The organism is Modestobacter lapidis (assembly GCF_054780755.1).
In genome coordinates, this window is record NZ_BAAGVS010000023.1 from 1 (window position 1) to 14,930 (window position 14,930).

At 74.3% G+C, this 14,930-nt stretch carries 15 protein-coding genes; 1 reads left to right on the forward strand and 14 read right to left on the reverse strand.

Going from position 1 to position 14,930, the window contains the following annotated elements; all coding sequences use genetic code 11:
- Positions 1 to 424 precede the first annotated feature (424 nt).
- The 8 genes from dapB to ACYVG5_RS17710 form a co-directional block, all read right to left on the reverse strand.
- A complete protein-coding gene (gene dapB / locus ACYVG5_RS17675) occupies positions 425 to 1,237 on the reverse strand; it encodes a 4-hydroxy-tetrahydrodipicolinate reductase (protein ID WP_222049307.1) in 813 nt (270 codons plus the stop codon).
- Positions 1,238 to 1,311: 74 nt separating this feature from the next.
- Positions 1,312 to 1,716: a VanZ family protein gene (locus ACYVG5_RS17680; RefSeq protein ID WP_222049306.1), complete on the reverse strand. Its 405-nt coding sequence runs from the start codon at positions 1,714 to 1,716 to the stop codon at positions 1,312 to 1,314.
- 13 nt (positions 1,717 to 1,729) lie between these two features.
- Positions 1,730 to 3,109, reverse strand: a complete 1,380-nt coding sequence (locus tag ACYVG5_RS17685; RefSeq protein ID WP_460683405.1) for a M16 family metallopeptidase — start codon at positions 3,107 to 3,109, stop codon at positions 1,730 to 1,732.
- The gene (locus ACYVG5_RS17690) at positions 3,106 to 5,376 is read right to left on the reverse strand and encodes a polyribonucleotide nucleotidyltransferase (protein ID WP_222049305.1); all 2,271 of its coding nucleotides are present in this window, start codon (positions 5,374 to 5,376) and stop codon (positions 3,106 to 3,108) included. The genes ACYVG5_RS17685 and ACYVG5_RS17690 overlap by 4 nt, the downstream gene beginning before the upstream one ends.
- 255 nt (positions 5,377 to 5,631) lie before the next feature.
- The gene (gene rpsO / locus ACYVG5_RS17695) at positions 5,632 to 5,901 is read right to left on the reverse strand and encodes a 30S ribosomal protein S15 (protein ID WP_222049304.1); all 270 of its coding nucleotides are present in this window, start codon (positions 5,899 to 5,901) and stop codon (positions 5,632 to 5,634) included.
- A 220-nt stretch (positions 5,902 to 6,121) separates the two neighbouring features.
- Positions 6,122 to 7,096 carry a bifunctional riboflavin kinase/FAD synthetase gene (locus ACYVG5_RS17700; RefSeq protein WP_222049303.1) on the reverse strand — a complete coding sequence of 325 codons (975 nt, stop codon included), beginning with the start codon at positions 7,094 to 7,096 and terminating at the stop codon, positions 6,122 to 6,124.
- Between the two features lie 44 nt (positions 7,097 to 7,140).
- Complete coding sequence (locus ACYVG5_RS17705; protein ID WP_222049302.1) at positions 7,141 to 8,289, reverse strand: branched-chain amino acid aminotransferase; 1,149 nt, start codon at positions 8,287 to 8,289, stop codon at positions 7,141 to 7,143.
- A 108-nt stretch (positions 8,290 to 8,397) separates the two neighbouring features.
- Positions 8,398 to 8,730: an antibiotic biosynthesis monooxygenase family protein gene (locus tag ACYVG5_RS17710; protein ID WP_222049301.1), complete on the reverse strand. Its 333-nt coding sequence runs from the start codon at positions 8,728 to 8,730 to the stop codon at positions 8,398 to 8,400.
- 59 nt (positions 8,731 to 8,789) lie between these two features.
- Between ACYVG5_RS17710 and larB the strand changes: the two genes are divergently transcribed.
- A complete protein-coding gene (gene larB / locus ACYVG5_RS17715) occupies positions 8,790 to 9,506 on the forward strand; it encodes a nickel pincer cofactor biosynthesis protein LarB (protein ID WP_222049300.1) in 717 nt (238 codons plus the stop codon).
- On the opposite strand, the gene larE is transcribed toward larB, so the two are convergent.
- The 6 genes from larE to rbfA all read right to left on the reverse strand — a co-directional run bounded on the left by larE (position 9,497) and on the right by rbfA (position 14,891).
- Positions 9,497 to 10,357, reverse strand: coding sequence for an ATP-dependent sacrificial sulfur transferase LarE (larE, locus tag ACYVG5_RS17720; RefSeq protein WP_222049331.1), 861 nt, complete (start codon positions 10,355 to 10,357; stop codon positions 9,497 to 9,499). The two genes, larB and larE, sit on opposite strands and share 10 nt — an antisense overlap.
- Positions 10,358 to 10,370: 13 nt before the next feature.
- On the reverse strand, positions 10,371 to 11,300 hold the full coding sequence (gene truB, locus ACYVG5_RS17725) for a tRNA pseudouridine(55) synthase TruB (RefSeq protein WP_222049299.1): 930 nt from the start codon (positions 11,298 to 11,300) through the stop codon (positions 10,371 to 10,373).
- Between the two features lie 304 nt (positions 11,301 to 11,604).
- Entirely contained in the window at positions 11,605 to 12,954 is a 1,350-nt protein-coding gene (locus ACYVG5_RS17730; protein ID WP_222049330.1) for an MATE family efflux transporter, read from the reverse strand.
- 97 nt (positions 12,955 to 13,051) lie between these two features.
- Positions 13,052 to 14,056 (reverse strand): DHH family phosphoesterase, encoded by a 1,005-nt coding sequence (locus ACYVG5_RS17735; protein WP_460683406.1) that lies wholly within the window; start codon positions 14,054 to 14,056, stop codon positions 13,052 to 13,054.
- A gap of 5 nt (positions 14,057 to 14,061) precedes the next feature.
- On the reverse strand, positions 14,062 to 14,313 hold the full coding sequence (locus ACYVG5_RS17740) for a hypothetical protein (protein WP_222049298.1): 252 nt from the start codon (positions 14,311 to 14,313) through the stop codon (positions 14,062 to 14,064).
- On the reverse strand, positions 14,310 to 14,891 hold the full coding sequence (gene rbfA / locus ACYVG5_RS17745) for a 30S ribosome-binding factor RbfA (protein ID WP_246630532.1): 582 nt from the start codon (positions 14,889 to 14,891) through the stop codon (positions 14,310 to 14,312). Before rbfA ends, ACYVG5_RS17740 begins: the two co-directional genes overlap by 4 nt.
- Positions 14,892 to 14,930 lie beyond the last annotated feature (39 nt).

Below are 14,930 nucleotides of genomic sequence, written 5' to 3' on the forward strand. Positions count from 1 at the left end.
ACCCAATGACCCGATCACGAATGACCAGACCAACGGGAATTGTTACTTGGCACTGACTTTCGGCACGCTGTTGAGTTCTCAAGGAGCGGACGCGCGAGGAACCAGACCCTGGAAGGTCGTCGTCTCCGGCGGCTTGACCCACGTTACGCCGTGCACGGCTCGCTGTCACACCCGGAGGTCTGACGGTGCGGCTCCCGGGCCTTTCGACCCGGTCTCGCTCGGCGCAGAAGGAAAGTTACGCGGCGGGGAGGGCCTCGTCAAACCGGTGCGGGGCCCGATCGGCCGTCGACCCGGCTGCGCGCCCCGGTGGCCGCAAGAACCTGCAGGTCAGCGCGATCCAGGGGATGCCGGGATGCGAGGCAGGTCACGCCCCGAGGCCCCGGGGACGGCGTCCCAGAGGCCCCACAAGACCGTTCCGGGGTGCTCAGAGACCGAGCAGCGACTCGATGCCGACGGTCAGACCCGGTCGGGAGGGAATCTCGCGGACCGCGAGCAGGACACCGGGCATGAAGGACGCCCGATCGTAGGAATCGTGCCGGAGCGTGAGCGTCTCCCCCGAGGACCCCATCAGGACCTCCTGGTGGGCGACGAGTCCGGCCAGCCGGACGGCGTGCACCGGGATCCCCTCGATGTCGGCTCCGCGGGCTCCGGGTAGCGAGTCCGCCTCCCGGGTGGCGTCCGGCGCGATCGGGATGCCGGCCGCCCGCCGCGCCGCGGCCACGAGGCGGGCGGTCCGGGCTGCGGTGCCGGAGGGGGCGTCGACCTTGGCCGGGTGGTGGAGCTCGACGATCTCCACCGAGGGGAAGAACCGCGCCGCCTCCTGGGCGAAGCGCATGAGCAGCACCGCACCGATGCCGAAGTTCGGCGCGATCAGCACACCGAGGTCGGGCTTGGGCTCCAGCCACTGGGCGATGGTGGCCAGCTTCTCCTCGTCGAAGCCCGTCGTCCCGACCACGCAGTGGATGTTCTGGTCGATGCAGAACCGGATGTTGTCCATGACGACGTCCGGCCGGGTGAAGTCCACGACCACCTGGGCGCCGGCGTCGGCGACGTTGAACAGCCACTCACCGTCGTCGACCATCGCGACCAGCTCGAGGTCCTCGGCGGCGTCGACCGCCCGGCACACCTCGGTGCCCATCCGGCCCCGGGCGCCGAGGACGCCCACCGAGACGAGCGGCGCCTCCCCGGGCGGGACGCTGGGGGGCTGTGGTGCGGCGGTCGGCGTGCTGGTGGTCATGCGGCGATGCTCACCAACGTGCGCGCCCGGCGCAAGGCGGCCTCCCTTCCGGGCGGTCCGGGAGGCACCGGGGTTCAGGTCCCGGCGGGAGGCCGGCGCCGGACGGCCAGGGCCCAGACCGCCAGGCCGGCGAGCACGCCGACGACGTCGGCCAGCCAGTCCGCGACCGAGGCGGTCCGGCCCACGGCATCGAGGCCCTGCACGACCTCGCTGCCGGCCGCGTAGAGCACCAGGAGGCCGGCCAGGACCGCGCGCCCCACCCCCGCCCAGCGGCCGGTGACCGCCAGCAGCAGGAACAGCGACGCGTGGACCACCTTGTCGATGCCGGGCGCGCTGTCGGGCACGTCGGACGGGGGCGCGAACAGCACCGCCAGGGAGACCAGGACGGCGACCGAGAACACGCCGCGGGACAGCGCCCCGTGTTGGCGCCACGGCGAGGCCGGCGGCCGGGGGGCGGACAGCCCGGGAGGCGGCGTCATGCCCGGCGGCCCCTCAGGCGGTCAGCCGGTCGAGGTCCCGGTCCCGGTAGGGACCGACCACGGCCAGGCAGACGTCCCGGGTCAGCAGGTCCGCGGCCACCGACCGGACCTGCTGCTCGTCCACCGCGTCGAGCAGACCGAGGACCTCCCGCACGGGGAGGTACTCCCCGTAGGAGAGCTCGCTCTTGCCGAGCCGGCTCATCCGGGACCCGGTGTCCTCCAGGCCGAGCACCATGCCGCCCTTCAGCTGCCCGCGCGCCCGGACGACCTCTTCGGTGGAGAGGCCGTGCGCGGCCACCCCGGCGAGTTCGGCCCGGACGATGCGCAGGACCTCCGGAACCCGCTTGGGCGAGCACCCGGCGTACACGGAGAAGCTGCCCGTGCCGGCGTAGTGCGTCAGCGCGGAGCCGACGCTGTACACCAGCCCGCGCTTCTCCCGGATCTCCTGGAACAGCCGGGAGCTCATCCCGCCGCCCACCGCGGCGTCGAGCACCGCGGCGGCGTACCGCCGGTCGTCGAGCCGGCCCATGCCGACGCTGCCCAGCAGCAGGTGGGTCTGCTCGGTCTTCCGGTGGATGAGCCCGGCCGGCCGGGCGGGCCGGACGAGGTCGACGTCGTCCCCCCGCCGCAGCGGCTCGGGGCGGCCCGGCCCGGTGAGCCGGTCGCCGAACGCGGCGGTGACCAGGTCGAGTACCTGGGAGTGGTCGACCCGGCCGGCGGCCGCCACGACGATCGAGGGGACGGCGTACCGGTCGCGGTACCAGCCGTCGACGTCATCCCGGCTCAGCGACTCGATCGACTCGACGGTACCCAGCACCGACCGGCCGAGTGGGGTGCTCCCGAAGAGCGTCTCGGCGAACAGGTCGTGCACCGCGTCGCTGGGCTCGTCGTCGCGCATGGCGATCTCCTCGAGCACCACCGTCCGCTCCGACTCGAGGTCGGGGGCGGTGTTCAGCGCATCGGTGACGAGGTCACCGAGCAGCGTCACCGCCAGCGGCAGGTCGCTGGCCAGCACGTTGGCGTAGTAGCAGGTGTGCTCCTTGGCGGTGAAGGCGTTCATCTCACCGCCCACGGCGTCCATCGCCGTGGCGATCTCCAGCGCCGAGCGGCTGCGGGTGCCCTTGAAGAGCAGGTGCTCCAGGAAGTGCGACGAGCCCGCGAGGGCCGGCGTCTCGTCCCGGGAGCCCACACCCACCCAGATGCCCACCGTCGCCGAGAGGACGCCGGGCATCGTCTCGGTCAGGACCCGGAGTCCGCCGGGCAGCTCGGTGCGCTCCACCCGGCCGCCGACCTCGTCGACGTCCAGCACCTGGATGCTGCCGACCGGGGCCGGGGCGGGTGCGTCGGCACCCGTCCCGGCCCCGGTGGTGGAGCGGCTGTCGAGCGTCGTCACGCCTCCGCGGGGGCGGTGTCGGCGTCGGCGGCGGCGTCGGCGGCCGGGGCGTCCGAGGACGCCTCGCCCTCGGCGACCGGGACCAGGCTGATCTTGCCGCGGGCGTCGATGTCGGTGATCTCGACCTGCAGCTTGTCACCGACGTTGGCGACGTCCTCGACCTTGGCGATCCGCTTGCCGCCGCCGAGCTTGCTGATGTGCACCAGGCCGTCCCGGCCCGGCAGCAGCGAGACGAAGGCGCCGAAGGCGGTGGTCTTCACGACCGTGCCCAGGAACCGTTCCCCCACCTTGGGCAGCGTGGGGTTGGCGATAGCGTTGATCCGGTCGACGGCGGCCTGGGCCGAGGGGCCGTCGGAGGCGCCGACGTAGATGGTGCCGTCGTCCTCGATGGTGATGTCCGCGCCGGTCTCGTCCTGGATCGCGTTGATCATCTGCCCCTTGGGGCCGATGACCGCGCCGATCTTGTCGACCGGGATGCGCACCGTGGTCACCCGGGGCGCGAACGGGCTCATCTCGTCGGGGCCGTCGATCGCCTCGAGCATGACGTCGAGGATGTGCAGCCGGGCCGCGCGGGCCTGGGTCAGCGCACCGGCCAGGACGTCGGAGGGGATGCCGTCGAGCTTCGTGTCCAGCTGGAGGGCCGTGACGAAGTCCTTGGTGCCGGCGACCTTGAAGTCCATGTCACCGAAGGCGTCCTCGGCGCCGAGGATGTCGGTCAGCGCGACGTACTCGGTCTTCCCGTCGACCTCGTCGGAAACCAGGCCCATGGCGATGCCGGCGACCGGCGCGCGCAGCGGCACACCGGCGTTGAGCAGGGCCAGCGTCGAGGCGCAGACCGAGCCCATCGAGGTGGAGCCGTTGGAGCCCAGCGCCTCGGAGACCTGCCGGATCGCGTAGGGGAACTCCTCGCGGTCGGGCAGCACGGGCAGCAGCGCCCGCTCGGCCAGCGCGCCGTGACCGATCTCGCGGCGCTTGGGCGAGCCCACCCGGCCGGTCTCACCGGTGGAGTACGGCGGGAAGTTGTAGTTGTGCATGTACCGCTTGCGGGTGATCGGGTTCAGCGTGTCCAGCTGCTGCTCCATGCGGAGCATGTTGAGCGTGGTGACGCCCATAATCTGGGTCTCGCCGCGCTCGAACAACGCCGAGCCGTGCACCCGCGGGAGCACCTCGACCTCCGCCGACAGCGGCCGGATGTCGGTGAGACCGCGGCCGTCGATGCGGATCTTGTCGCGCAGGATGCGCTGCCGGACGACCTTCTTGGTCACCGCACGGAAAGCCCCGGAGACCTCCTTCTCGCGGCCCTCGAACGCAGCCGAGAGCGCGGCCTTGACCTCGTCCTTGAGCGCGTCGGTGGCCTCCTCGCGCTCCTGCTTGCCGGCGATGGCCTGAACCACGGCCAGCTTCTCGGCGGCCTGGGCCTCGACCGCGGCGTAGACGTCGTCCTGGTAGTCCAGGAAGCGGGGGAAGTGCGCCTCGGGCTTGGCGGCCTTGCCGGCCAGCTCGGCCTGCGCCTGGCACAGCGCCTTGATGAACGGCTTGGCGGCCTCGAGGCCCTGGGCCACGACCTCCTCGGTCGGCGCGGGGGCACCGCCGGCGACCAGGGCGATCGTCTTCTCGGTGGCCTCGGCCTCGACCATCATGATCGCGACGTCACCGTCGGGCAGGACCCGGCCGGCCACGACCATGTCGAAGACGGCGTCCTCGAGCTCGGCGTGGGTCGGGAAGCCGATCCACTGGCCGTTGACCAGCGCCACCCGGGTGCCACCGACCGGGCCGGAGAACGGCAGGCCGGAGAGCTGGGTGGACGCGGATGCGGCGTTGATCGCGAGCACGTCGTAGACGTGGTCGGGGTCCAGCGACAGCACGGTGATGACGACCTGGACCTCGTTGCGCAGACCCTTGGCGAAGGTCGGGCGCAGCGGGCGGTCGATCAGCCGGCAGGTGAGGATCGCGTCCTCGGAGGGGCGGCCCTCGCGGCGGAAGAACGAGCCGGGGATCTTCCCGATCGCGTACATCCGCTCCTCGACGTCGACCGTCAGGGGGAAGAAGTCGAACTGCTCCTTGGGCTGGCGACCGGCGGTGGTGGCCGACAGCAGCGTGGTGTCGCCCATGGTGGCGACGACGGAGCCGGCGGCCTGCTTGGCCAGGCGACCGGTCTCGAAGGTGACCGTGCGGGCACCGAGTGCGCCGTTGTCGATCACCGCGGTGGCGGTGAAGACGCCGTCCTCGGCGTCGAAGTCGATCGGATCCGTGGTGGGTGCGGACATCGTGTCCTCTTCCTACGTCGCATGCGGCGACGTCCTCTTCGCGGCTGGGAGGCCGGCGGCGTCCGGGGCGACCGGTCTTCGATCGAAGCCCTCGGGGACGCGCTGTCCGCGCTCGTGCGCGGGTGCGTCCCGGGGGCCACTACCGAGGACCGGCCCTCGCGGGTGGCCGGAATCCCTGGCCGGTGGGCCCGTGCGGCGGGTTGCCGCACGAGAGAGGGGACCGTCCCGGCGTACCGGAGCGGTCCCCTCGGAGTGCTAGCGGCGCAAGCCGAGCCGCTCGATGAGCGAGCGGTACCGGTTGATGTCGGTCTTCGCCAGGTAGTTCAGCAGCCGCCTGCGGCGGCCGACCAGCAGGAGCAGGCCCCGCCGGCTGTGGTGGTCGTGCTTGTGCAGCTTGAGGTGCTCGGTCAGGTCACTGATCCGTCGGGTCAGCATCGCGACCTGCACCTCCGGCGAACCGGTGTCGCCCTCGACCGTCGCGTACTCGGTCATGATCTGCTTCTTCGTCGCGCTTTCAAGCGCCATGTGTTGCCTCCAGGGCAGGTCACGTGTGGCCCCCGGTCTGTGTCACGGGGGCAGCATGCACACACGTCGGTCACCCGACGCCACGAGCGAGGTTACACGGCCCGGTCAACGCCCTGTCGTGCCGAGTGGGGGCCGGAGGCCTCCGCGCAGGCGCGACGCAGCGGCTCAGCCCGGGAGGGGACGGCACCTGGTCGCGTTGCGACCCGAGAGGGTCGCAGTGTCAGAGACCGAGGGCCGCCCGGGTGTCCTGCACGTCCCGGGCCATCGCCTCGAGCAGTTCGGGAACTCCCGGGAAGGCGGCCATCCCGCGCAGCCGGACGGCGAACTCCACCCCGACGTGCTCGCCGTAGAGATCGCCGGAGAAGTCGAGCAGGTGCGCCTCCACGGTGCGCCGGCTGCCCGCGAAGGTGGGGTTGCTGCCCACCGAGATCGCCGCCGGGTGGCTGCTCCGGCTGGCGCCGGTGGTGTGGTCGCGCAGCACGAGCGCGCCGGCGTAGACGCCGTCGGCCGGGACGGCGGTGTACGGCGGGCTCTCCACGTTGGCCGTGGGGTACCCCAGCTCGCGGCCCCGGCGGTCGCCGCGCACCACGACGCCGTCGACGCGGTGCGGCCGGCCCAGCGCCATCGCCGCCGAGGCCATGTCACCGGCCGCGACACAGGCGCGGATGTAGGTCGAGGAGATGGTGACCTCCCCGTCGCCCACCAGGTCGGGAGCCTGCCCCACGCTGGTCAGGTCGACCCCTTCCACCGCGAAGCCGAACCGCCGGCCCTCGGCGGCCAGCGACTCGACGGTGCCGGTGGCCTTGTGCCCGTAGGTGAAGTTCCGCCCGACGACGACCTGCGCGGCGTGCAGGTGCTCGACGAGCACGGTGTGGGTGAACCCCTCCGGGGAGAGCCGGCTGAACTCGGGGGTGAACGGCAGCACGCACATCGCATCGACGCCGAGCCGGGCCACCAGCTCCGCCTTGCGGTCGGCGGAGGTGAGGATCGCCGGGTGCGAGCCGGGCCGGACCACCTCGGCCGGGTGCGGGTCGAAGGTGAGCAGCAGCGAGGGACGGCCCAGCGCACGCGCCCGGGCCACGGCGGTGCCGATCAGGTGCTGGTGCCCGCGGTGCACGCCGTCGTACATCCCCACGGTGACCACCGTGCGGCCGAGTTCGGCCGGTGTCGCCTCCAGGCCGCGCCAGCGCAGCACGCCGCTCCCCTCCCCCGGCTCGCGGCTCGTCCCACCCACCCGGGTCAGGAGTCGGGCGCGACGCGGTGCAGCCAGCCGTGGGTGTCGGGCAGCCGGCCGTGCTGGACGTCGAGCAGGTGGGCGCGGAGCTGCATGGTGAGCGGCCCGGGCTCGCCGTTCCCGATGGCGAAGTCGCCGGTGCGGGCCTTCACCGCCCCGACGGGGGTGATGACCGCGGCCGTGCCGCAGGCGAAGGTCTCGGTGATCGAGCCGTCGGCCACGCCGGACCGCCACTCGTCGACGCTGATCCGCCGCTCGGTGACCGGGTGCCCCAGCTCGCGGGCCACGGTGATCAGCGACTCGCGGGTGATGCCGGGCAGCAACGTGCCGGTGAGCTCGGGGGTGACCAGCTCGGCGTCCTCGCCGGAGCCGAGGACGAAGAACAGGTTCATCCCGCCCATCTCCTCGACGTAGCGCTTCTCCACCGCGTCCAGCCAGACCACCTGGTCGCAGCCCGCGGCGATCGCCTGCTCCTGGGCCAGCAGGCTGGCGGCGTAGTTGCCGGCGCACTTGACGTCGCCGGTGCCACCGGGCGCGGCCCGGATGTAGTCCTCGGACAGGTAGACCGAGACCGGGTGCACCCCACGCGGGAAGTACGCGCCGGCGGGGCTGGCGATCACGATGAACAGGTACTCGTGAGCCGGCCGGACGCCCAGGAACGGCTCGGTGGCCAGCATGTACGGCCGGATGTACAGCGTCTGGTCTGGTCCGGTGGGCACCCAGTCACGGTCGGCGTCCACGAGGGCGTCGACGGCGGCGATGAACGACTCTTCGGGCACCGGGGGCATCGCCAGCCGGGCCGCGCCCCGGGCGAACCGGGCGGCGTTCGACTCCGGCCGGAAGGTGGCCACCGTGCCGTCGGGCTGGGCGTAGGCCTTGAGCCCCTCGAAGATCGACTGGGCGTAGTGCAGGGCCGCGGCGCTGGGGTCCAGCTGCAGCGGAGCGTAGGCGGCCAACCGGGCATCGCACCAGCCCTGCCCCGCGCGGTGGCGGGCGATGAACATCGAGTCGGTGAAGTACCGGCCGAAGCCCGGGTCCTCCAGCACCTGGGCGCGCTCGGTGACCGGGCGGCGGGCCATGTCCTCCACGACCAGCGGTACACCCTCGGAGAACTCCCGCGGGGACGTACGGCTGTCGGCGAGCGTGTCGGTCATGGCTCCCACCTGCTGGTGCTCGTGCTGGCGCGGCGCCCGACGGTTGCCGGGCCGCCCGGCCACCCTAGCCCGCGCCCGGGCGGGCACCCCGGGCGCGGGCGCGGGTCCTCACCCCTTCGCGCCCTGCGGGCCGGCCGACTCGATGACCTCGTAGCTCCACAGGTGGTTCTGCGAACGCTCGGCCGCCGGGGCGAGCGTGTCGCCGCCCCCGTCGTGCGCCCGGTCGAACTCCTGGCTGGACTGCCAGGAGTCGTAGGCCTCCTCGCTGCTCCACCTCGTGTAGACAAGGTAGGAGTCGGTGCCCTCGACCGGGCGCAGCAGCTCGAACCACTCGAACCCCGGGGTGCTCTCCACGGCCCCGGCGCGGCCCTTGAACCGCTCCTCGAAGCGGGCCCGCTTGTCCTCCGGCATGGTCACGACGTTGATCTTCACGACGCTCATGGCAGGCATCCTGCCCAGCCGCGGCCGGTGTGACACGCCAGGTGCGGGAGACTGGACCGGTGACCGAACTGCGCCGCACCGCCGACGTCGGCATCGCCCGGCTGGATGTCGACCGGGCGGCCCGCACCGGCACCCCGGAGGTCGTCTACGCCGCGGGCAAGACCCCCGAGCAGACGGTCACCTGCCTGGCCGGGTTGCTCGACGCCGGGGCGGGGCCGGGTGGTGGGGCCTTTGCCTGGGCGACCCGCGTCGACGCACCCACGGCCGCCGCGGTGCGCGCCCGCTGGCCCGAGGCGGGGGTCGACGAGGCAGCCCGGATCGCGTGGGTCGGCGAACTGCCGGCACCGGTCGGCCGGGTGCTGGTGCTCACCGCCGGCACCTCCGACGGCCCGGTGGCGGCGGAGGTGGCGGCCACGCTGGCCGCCAGCGGCGTGGGCTGCGCCCGGGTGGACGACGTCGGGGTGGCCGGGGTGCACCGGGTGCTGGCCGTCGCCGACGACCTCGCCGCCTGCGATGCCGTGGTGGTGGTCGCCGGGATGGACGGGGCGCTGCCGAGCGTGGTCGCCGGCCTCACCGACCGGCTGGTGGTCGCCGTCCCCACCTCGGTCGGGTACGGCGCGGCGTTCGACGGCCTGGCCGCGCTGCTGACCATGCTCACCGCCTGCGCGCCGGGCGTGCTGGTGGTCAACATCGACAACGGCTTCGGCGCCGGTGTGGCCGCGGCGCGGATCGTGCACACGCTGCGGCACGGCGACCGGCCCCGGGATCAGCGGTAGCGGACCGGGTCGGGCAGGAGCTCGTTCATCGATCCGGAGCGGAAGCCGCGGGGGTCCAGCTCCACGAGGTCGAAGCCGGCGGCGTCGCGGACCCGGGCCAGCACCTCCGGCCGGCCCGCCAGCTCGGCCACCAGCACGGCGTCGACCTCCACCCGGGCCGTGTCCCGTCCGCGCACGGCGCCGAGATCGCGCACCCGGAGGTCGCGCGCGGTCAGCCCGGCGGCGGCCAGCGCGCCGCGCAGCGCGGTTTCCGCCGTCTCCACCCGGGCCAGCCGCTCGGCCGAGACCGGCACGCCATAGGCGATCCGGCTGGCCAGGCAGGCGGCGGCCGGCTTGTCGGCCAGCGGCAGCTCCCAGCGGTGGGCGGCGGCGCGGACGTCGTCCTTGGTCAGGCCGGCGCGGGCCAGGGGCGCCCATGCGCCGCGCTCGGTGGCGGCGCGGATGCCGGGGCGGAAGCCGGCCCGCACGTCGTCGGCGTTGGTCCCGGTCACGACGTCGGCGATGCCGAGCCGGGCGGCGATCGGGGTCAGCACGTCGACCAGCTCGGCCTTGCAGAAGAAGCAGCGGTCGCCGGCGTTGGCCACGTAGCCCTCGCGGGACAGCTCGTCGGTGCGCGGCTGCTCGTGCCGCACACCGAGGGACCGGGCGAACCCGGCGGCGGCGGTCCGCTCGGCAGCCGGCAGGCTGGGCGACAGCGCCGTGGCGGCCACCACCCGTCCGGCGCCGAGGGCGCGCACCGCCGCGGCCAGCACGACACCGGAGTCGACTCCTCCGGAGAAGGCGACCAGCACGCCCGGGAGGGCGACGAGGTCGGCGTGCAGCGCGGCGAGCCGGTCGTCCAGGGCCGTCATGCGGTCCACGGTGTCACCCCGCGCTCCCGGGCGGGAAGCCGACCGCCACCCGGGCGATCCGACCGCTGTCCTCGATCAGGGCGACCAGCCGCTCCCCGGGGCCGACGGCGGCGTGCAGGCCGGCCGCGCCGGTCGCCGGCACCCGCTGGCCGTGGCCCAGCGCGACCGCCTCCTCCGCGGACAGCTCGCGGGCCGGGAACACCCGGCGGGCCGCCTCGGTGAGCGACAGCACGCCCGGGCCGGCACCCGGGCCGGCCAGGGCGGCCGCGGCCTCCTCGACCGGCCGGGCGTCGTCGGTGGCGAACGGCCCGGAGGAGGTCCGGCGCAGCGCGGTCAGGTGGCCGCCGACGCCGAGGGCCGCACCGACGTCGCGGGCGATCGCCCGGATGTAGGTGCCGGTACTGCAGCAGACGGTGACGTCGACGTCGACCAGGTCGGGCGTAGCGCGCCGCACCCGGTGCACGTCGATCCGGTGCACGGTGACCGAGCGGGCAGCGAGCTCGAACTCCTCACCCGCGCGCACCCGGTCGTAGGAACGGCGGCCGTCGACCTTGACCGCGCTGACCGAGGACGGCACCTGCTGCAGCGCGCCCACCTGACCGGCCAGCGCCGCGCGGACGTCGTCGTCGGTCACCCCGGCCGCCGAGGTGGTGCCGGTGACCTCACCCTCCTGGTCGTCGGTGACGGTGGTCCGGCCGAGCCGGACGGTGGCGTCGTAGGTCTTGTCCGAACCGCTGAGGTGGCCGAGCAGCCGGGTGGCCGCGCCGACGCCGAGGACCAGCAGCCCGGTCGCCATCGGATCGAGCGTGCCGGCGTGCCCCACCTTGCGGACCGAGAGGACCCGGCGCGCGCGGGCGACGACGTCGTGGGACGTCATGCCGCCGGGCTTGTCGACCAGGAGCAGGGACGGCGGGACGTCGGCGTCGGGCTTCTTCGGACTCACCTCCCGTCCTCGCCAGCGTTCGCCGGCCGGCTTCGCCGGGCTGCTGTGCTCCTCGGTTCGCTCGCGGGCTCGCTCACCCGTCCTCCTCGCTGGCGCTCGTCGGCCGGCTTCGCCGGGCTGCTGTGCTCCTCCGTTCGCTCGCGGGCTCGCTCACCCGTCCTCCTCGCTGGCGCTCGTCGGCCGGCTCCGCCGGGCTGCTGTGCTCCTCGGTTCGCTCGCGGGCTCGCTCACCCGTCCTCCTCGCTGGCGCTCGTCGGCCGGCTTCGCCGGGCTGCTGTGCTCCTCCGTTCGCTCGCGGGCTCGCTCACGTGCCCACCGTCCCAGGTGCGCTCAGCCAGCGGTCCCCCGCCACCCGGACGCCCACCGCGACCAGCCGCAGCACGATGAACAGGGTCAGCCCGGTCCACACCCCGGCCAGGCCCCAGTCGAGCCAGCCGGACAGCAGCGACAGCGGCACGAAACCCAGCAGGGCCGCGCCGAGGGTGACGGTGCGCAGGTAGGCGACGTCGCCGGCGCCCATGAGCACGCCGTCCAGCGCGAACACGACCCCGGCCAGCGGCTGCATGAGCGCGAGGAACCACCAGACGACGGCGGCCTGGGCGAGGACGGCGGGGTCGTCGGTGAACAGCGGCGGCAGCAGCGGCCGCAGGGCCAGCAGCGCGAGGGCGACCACGACCCCGGTGCCCAGGCCCCACAGAGTGACCCGGCGGGCGGTGCGGCGGGCATCGCCGGGGCGGCCGGCGCCCAGCGCGTGGCCGACCAGGGTCTGCGCGGCGATGGCGTAGGCGTCGAGCACGAGCGCGAGGAACAGCCACAGTTGCAGCGCGATCTGGTGGGCGCCCAGCGGGGCGGCGCCGGAGCGGGCCACCACGGCGGCGGCCGCGGCGAAGGCGAACTGCAGCACCGCCGCCCGCACCAGCAGGTCGCGGCCCAGCACCAGGTGGGCCCGCAGCGCCGAGGCCCGGGGCCGCCAGTCGATGCCGAGCCGGCGGAGCTCCCGGCCGAGGGCGAGCCCGAAGGAGGTCGCGGACACCGCCTGGCCGATGACGTTGGCCACCGCGGAGCCGACCAGGCCCAGCCCGGCCGGGTACACGAGCAGCGGGCACAGCACCAGGCTGACCAGGCTGCCGGCCAGCACGTACCGGACCGGGCGGTGGAGCTCCTGCACCCCGCGCAGCCAGCCGTTGCCGGCCAGGGCGAGCAGCAGGAGGGGCAGCCCGAGGCTGGCGACTCGCAGCCACTGCTCGGCGGCGTCGGCGACGGGGCCGGCCCCGCCGGCCAGCAGCCGGGTCAGCGGGCCGGCCAGCACCTGGAACACCAGCGCCAGGAGCACGCCGAGACCGAGGGCCAGCCAGGTGGCCTGGACGCCCTCGGCGACCGCGCCGGCGCGGTCACCGGCTCCGGACCGGCGGGCGGCCCGTGCGGTCGTGCCGTAGGCGAGGAAGTTCAGCAGCGCCGCGGCGTACGCCAGCAGTCCGCCACCGATCGCGAGCCCGCCGAGCGACACGGTGCCGAGGTTGCCGATGACGGCGGTGTCGACGAGCAGGTACAGCGGCTCGGCCGCGAGGACGACCAACGCCGGCGCGGCCAGCGCCGGGATCGACGGAGCTGAGCTGATCGCGACCCTTCGGGCCGCACCGCGGCCACGAGCCATCACCGATTTCCGATGAGCCGTTGCCGTCGTTCCCGGCGGAGACCCTCCGGGCCTCGCACCGGAGCCGCCGAGCTCGCAGGCTCGCTGATTGGCGGGCTCAGTTCGAGGACCCCGTCGCGAGCATGCCCCGCAGGGCGGCGATGGTGCCGGGAAGGTCCAGCCGGGAGGTGTAGCCGGCGGCCTGACGGTGCCCACCGCCGCCGAGCTCGATCGCGACGTGCGAGACGTCGGTGGCTCCCCGGGAACGGAGGGACACCACCCAGCTGCCGTCGTCCTGCCCCTTGAGGACGCACGCGACGTCGGCCTCCCGGGTGGCGCGGATCACGTCGACGAGCGCCTCGAGCTGGTCGCCGGCCAGACCGTGGTCCCGCGCCTCCGCGACGGTGGCCCAGGTCCAGACGAGCCCGGCGCCGACCTCGGTCTCGAGGCACGCCCGGCCGGCAACCAGGGACAGCAGCGGCAGCCGGCCGAACGGGGCGGTGTCGAACAGCCGCTGGCTGATCGTGGCGTGGTCGATGCCCGTGCCCAGCAGCCGGGCGGCGAGCTCGTGCGTGCCCGGCGCGGTGTTGCCGAAGCGGAAGGAGCCGGTGTCGGCGGCCAGGCCGGCGTACAGGCAGGTGGCGAGGTCGTCGTCCCACGCGACGCCGAGTCCGTCGAGCAGTTCGGCCACCAGCACGACGGTGGCCGCGGCGCCGGGGTCGACGAGCCGGACGGTGCCGAACCCCGGGTTGCTGGCGTGGTGGTCGACGACGAGGGACGTGCCGGCGGAGTGGAGGAGCCCGGCGAGGTCGCCCAACCGACCGGTCGAGGAGGCGTCGAGGCTGACGAAGACCTCGGGCGCCGTCGGGATCTGGTCCGAGGGCACGAGGGCGCCGGCGCCGGGCAGCCAGCTCAGCGACTCGGGGAGCACGAACGGCGCCGGGAAGGTCGCCACCACGCGGGCTCCCCGCCGACGGAGCCCCTCGGCCAGCGCGAGGGTGCTGCCGAGGGCGTCGGCGTCGGGCTGCACGTGGCCGGACAGCACCACGGTCGCCCCCGCGGACGCGGCCGTGTCGAGGAGCTCGATCGCGGTGGTCAGGGAGGCCCCGGTGACGGTGGTCACCGCGGTCAGGTGCCGGGGCCGGGGTCGGCCACCGGGGAGGCGTCGGACTCCTCGGTCACCTGGCCGCCACCGACCGGGATGGCCGGGCCGCCGTCGTCGGGCTCGTCCTCGGCGATGCTGCCGGTCTCGCCGATCTGCCCGCGTCTACCACCCATGGTGGGGTCCCCGGCCGGATCGGGAGCCGACCGGCCGCCGAAGGCGGCGCCCTCGGCGGAGGCGGCACGGTCGTACGGGTCCGGGTCGACGGCCTCGGTCATGGGGTGCTCCTGGTGGGCTCGGCCTGCGTGGACGTGGGGAGCCCGTCCCCGGACAGGACGTCGCGGTCGAGGCCGTCCCGCTCGGAGGTGGGCGCCGGGTCGGCGCCCCGGAGGTCGTCGTCGGCGGCGGTCTCGTCGGTGTCGTCGGTGTCGTCGGCCTCGACCGGATGGCGGTACGGGTCGGCGTCGCCGGCGTACTGGGCGCCCTCCCGGGCCCGGGCCAGCTCTGCATCGGCGTGCCGGACCCGCTCCAACGCGATCTCCAGCTCCCGGGCGGTGTCCGGGACGATGTCGGCGACGAAGGCGAGCGTCGGGACGAACTTGATGCCGGTCTGCTTGCCCACCGTGGACCGGAGGACGCCGGTGGCACTGGCCAGGGCGCGGGCGGAGTCGGCGACCTCGGTCTCGTCGCCGTAGACGGTGTAGAAGACCGTGGCCTCACGCAGGTCGCTGGTCACCCGGGCGTCGGTGATGGTCACCATGCCCAGCCGCGGGTCCTTGATCTGCATCTCGATGGTGGCGGAGACGATCTGGCGGATGCGCACCGCCAGTCGGCGTGCCCGTGCCGGGTCGGCCATCGGTCGGTCCTCCTGTGCTCGGCGCGGGCGTCCGGTGGG

Coding starts and splice junctions, on each gene's coding strand:
- dapB (WP_222049307.1), bottom strand. CDS start 1,237: ATGACCACCAGCACGCCGACCGCCGCACCACAGCCCCCCAGCGTCCCG.
- ACYVG5_RS17680 (WP_222049306.1), bottom strand. CDS start 1,716: ATGACGCCGCCTCCCGGGCTGTCCGCCCCCCGGCCGCCGGCCTCGCCG.
- ACYVG5_RS17690 (WP_222049305.1), bottom strand. CDS start 5,376: ATGTCCGCACCCACCACGGATCCGATCGACTTCGACGCCGAGGACGGC.
- rpsO (WP_222049304.1), bottom strand. CDS start 5,901: ATGGCGCTTGAAAGCGCGACGAAGAAGCAGATCATGACCGAGTACGCG.
- ACYVG5_RS17705 (WP_222049302.1), bottom strand. CDS start 8,289: ATGACCGACACGCTCGCCGACAGCCGTACGTCCCCGCGGGAGTTCTCC.
- ACYVG5_RS17710 (WP_222049301.1), bottom strand. CDS start 8,730: ATGAGCGTCGTGAAGATCAACGTCGTGACCATGCCGGAGGACAAGCGG.
- larE (WP_222049331.1), bottom strand. CDS start 10,357: ATGACGGCCCTGGACGACCGGCTCGCCGCGCTGCACGCCGACCTCGTC.
- ACYVG5_RS17730 (WP_222049330.1), bottom strand. CDS start 12,954: ATGGCTCGTGGCCGCGGTGCGGCCCGAAGGGTCGCGATCAGCTCAGCT.
- ACYVG5_RS17740 (WP_222049298.1), bottom strand. CDS start 14,313: ATGACCGAGGCCGTCGACCCGGACCCGTACGACCGTGCCGCCTCCGCC.
- rbfA (WP_246630532.1), bottom strand. CDS start 14,891: ATGGCCGACCCGGCACGGGCACGCCGACTGGCGGTGCGCATCCGCCAG.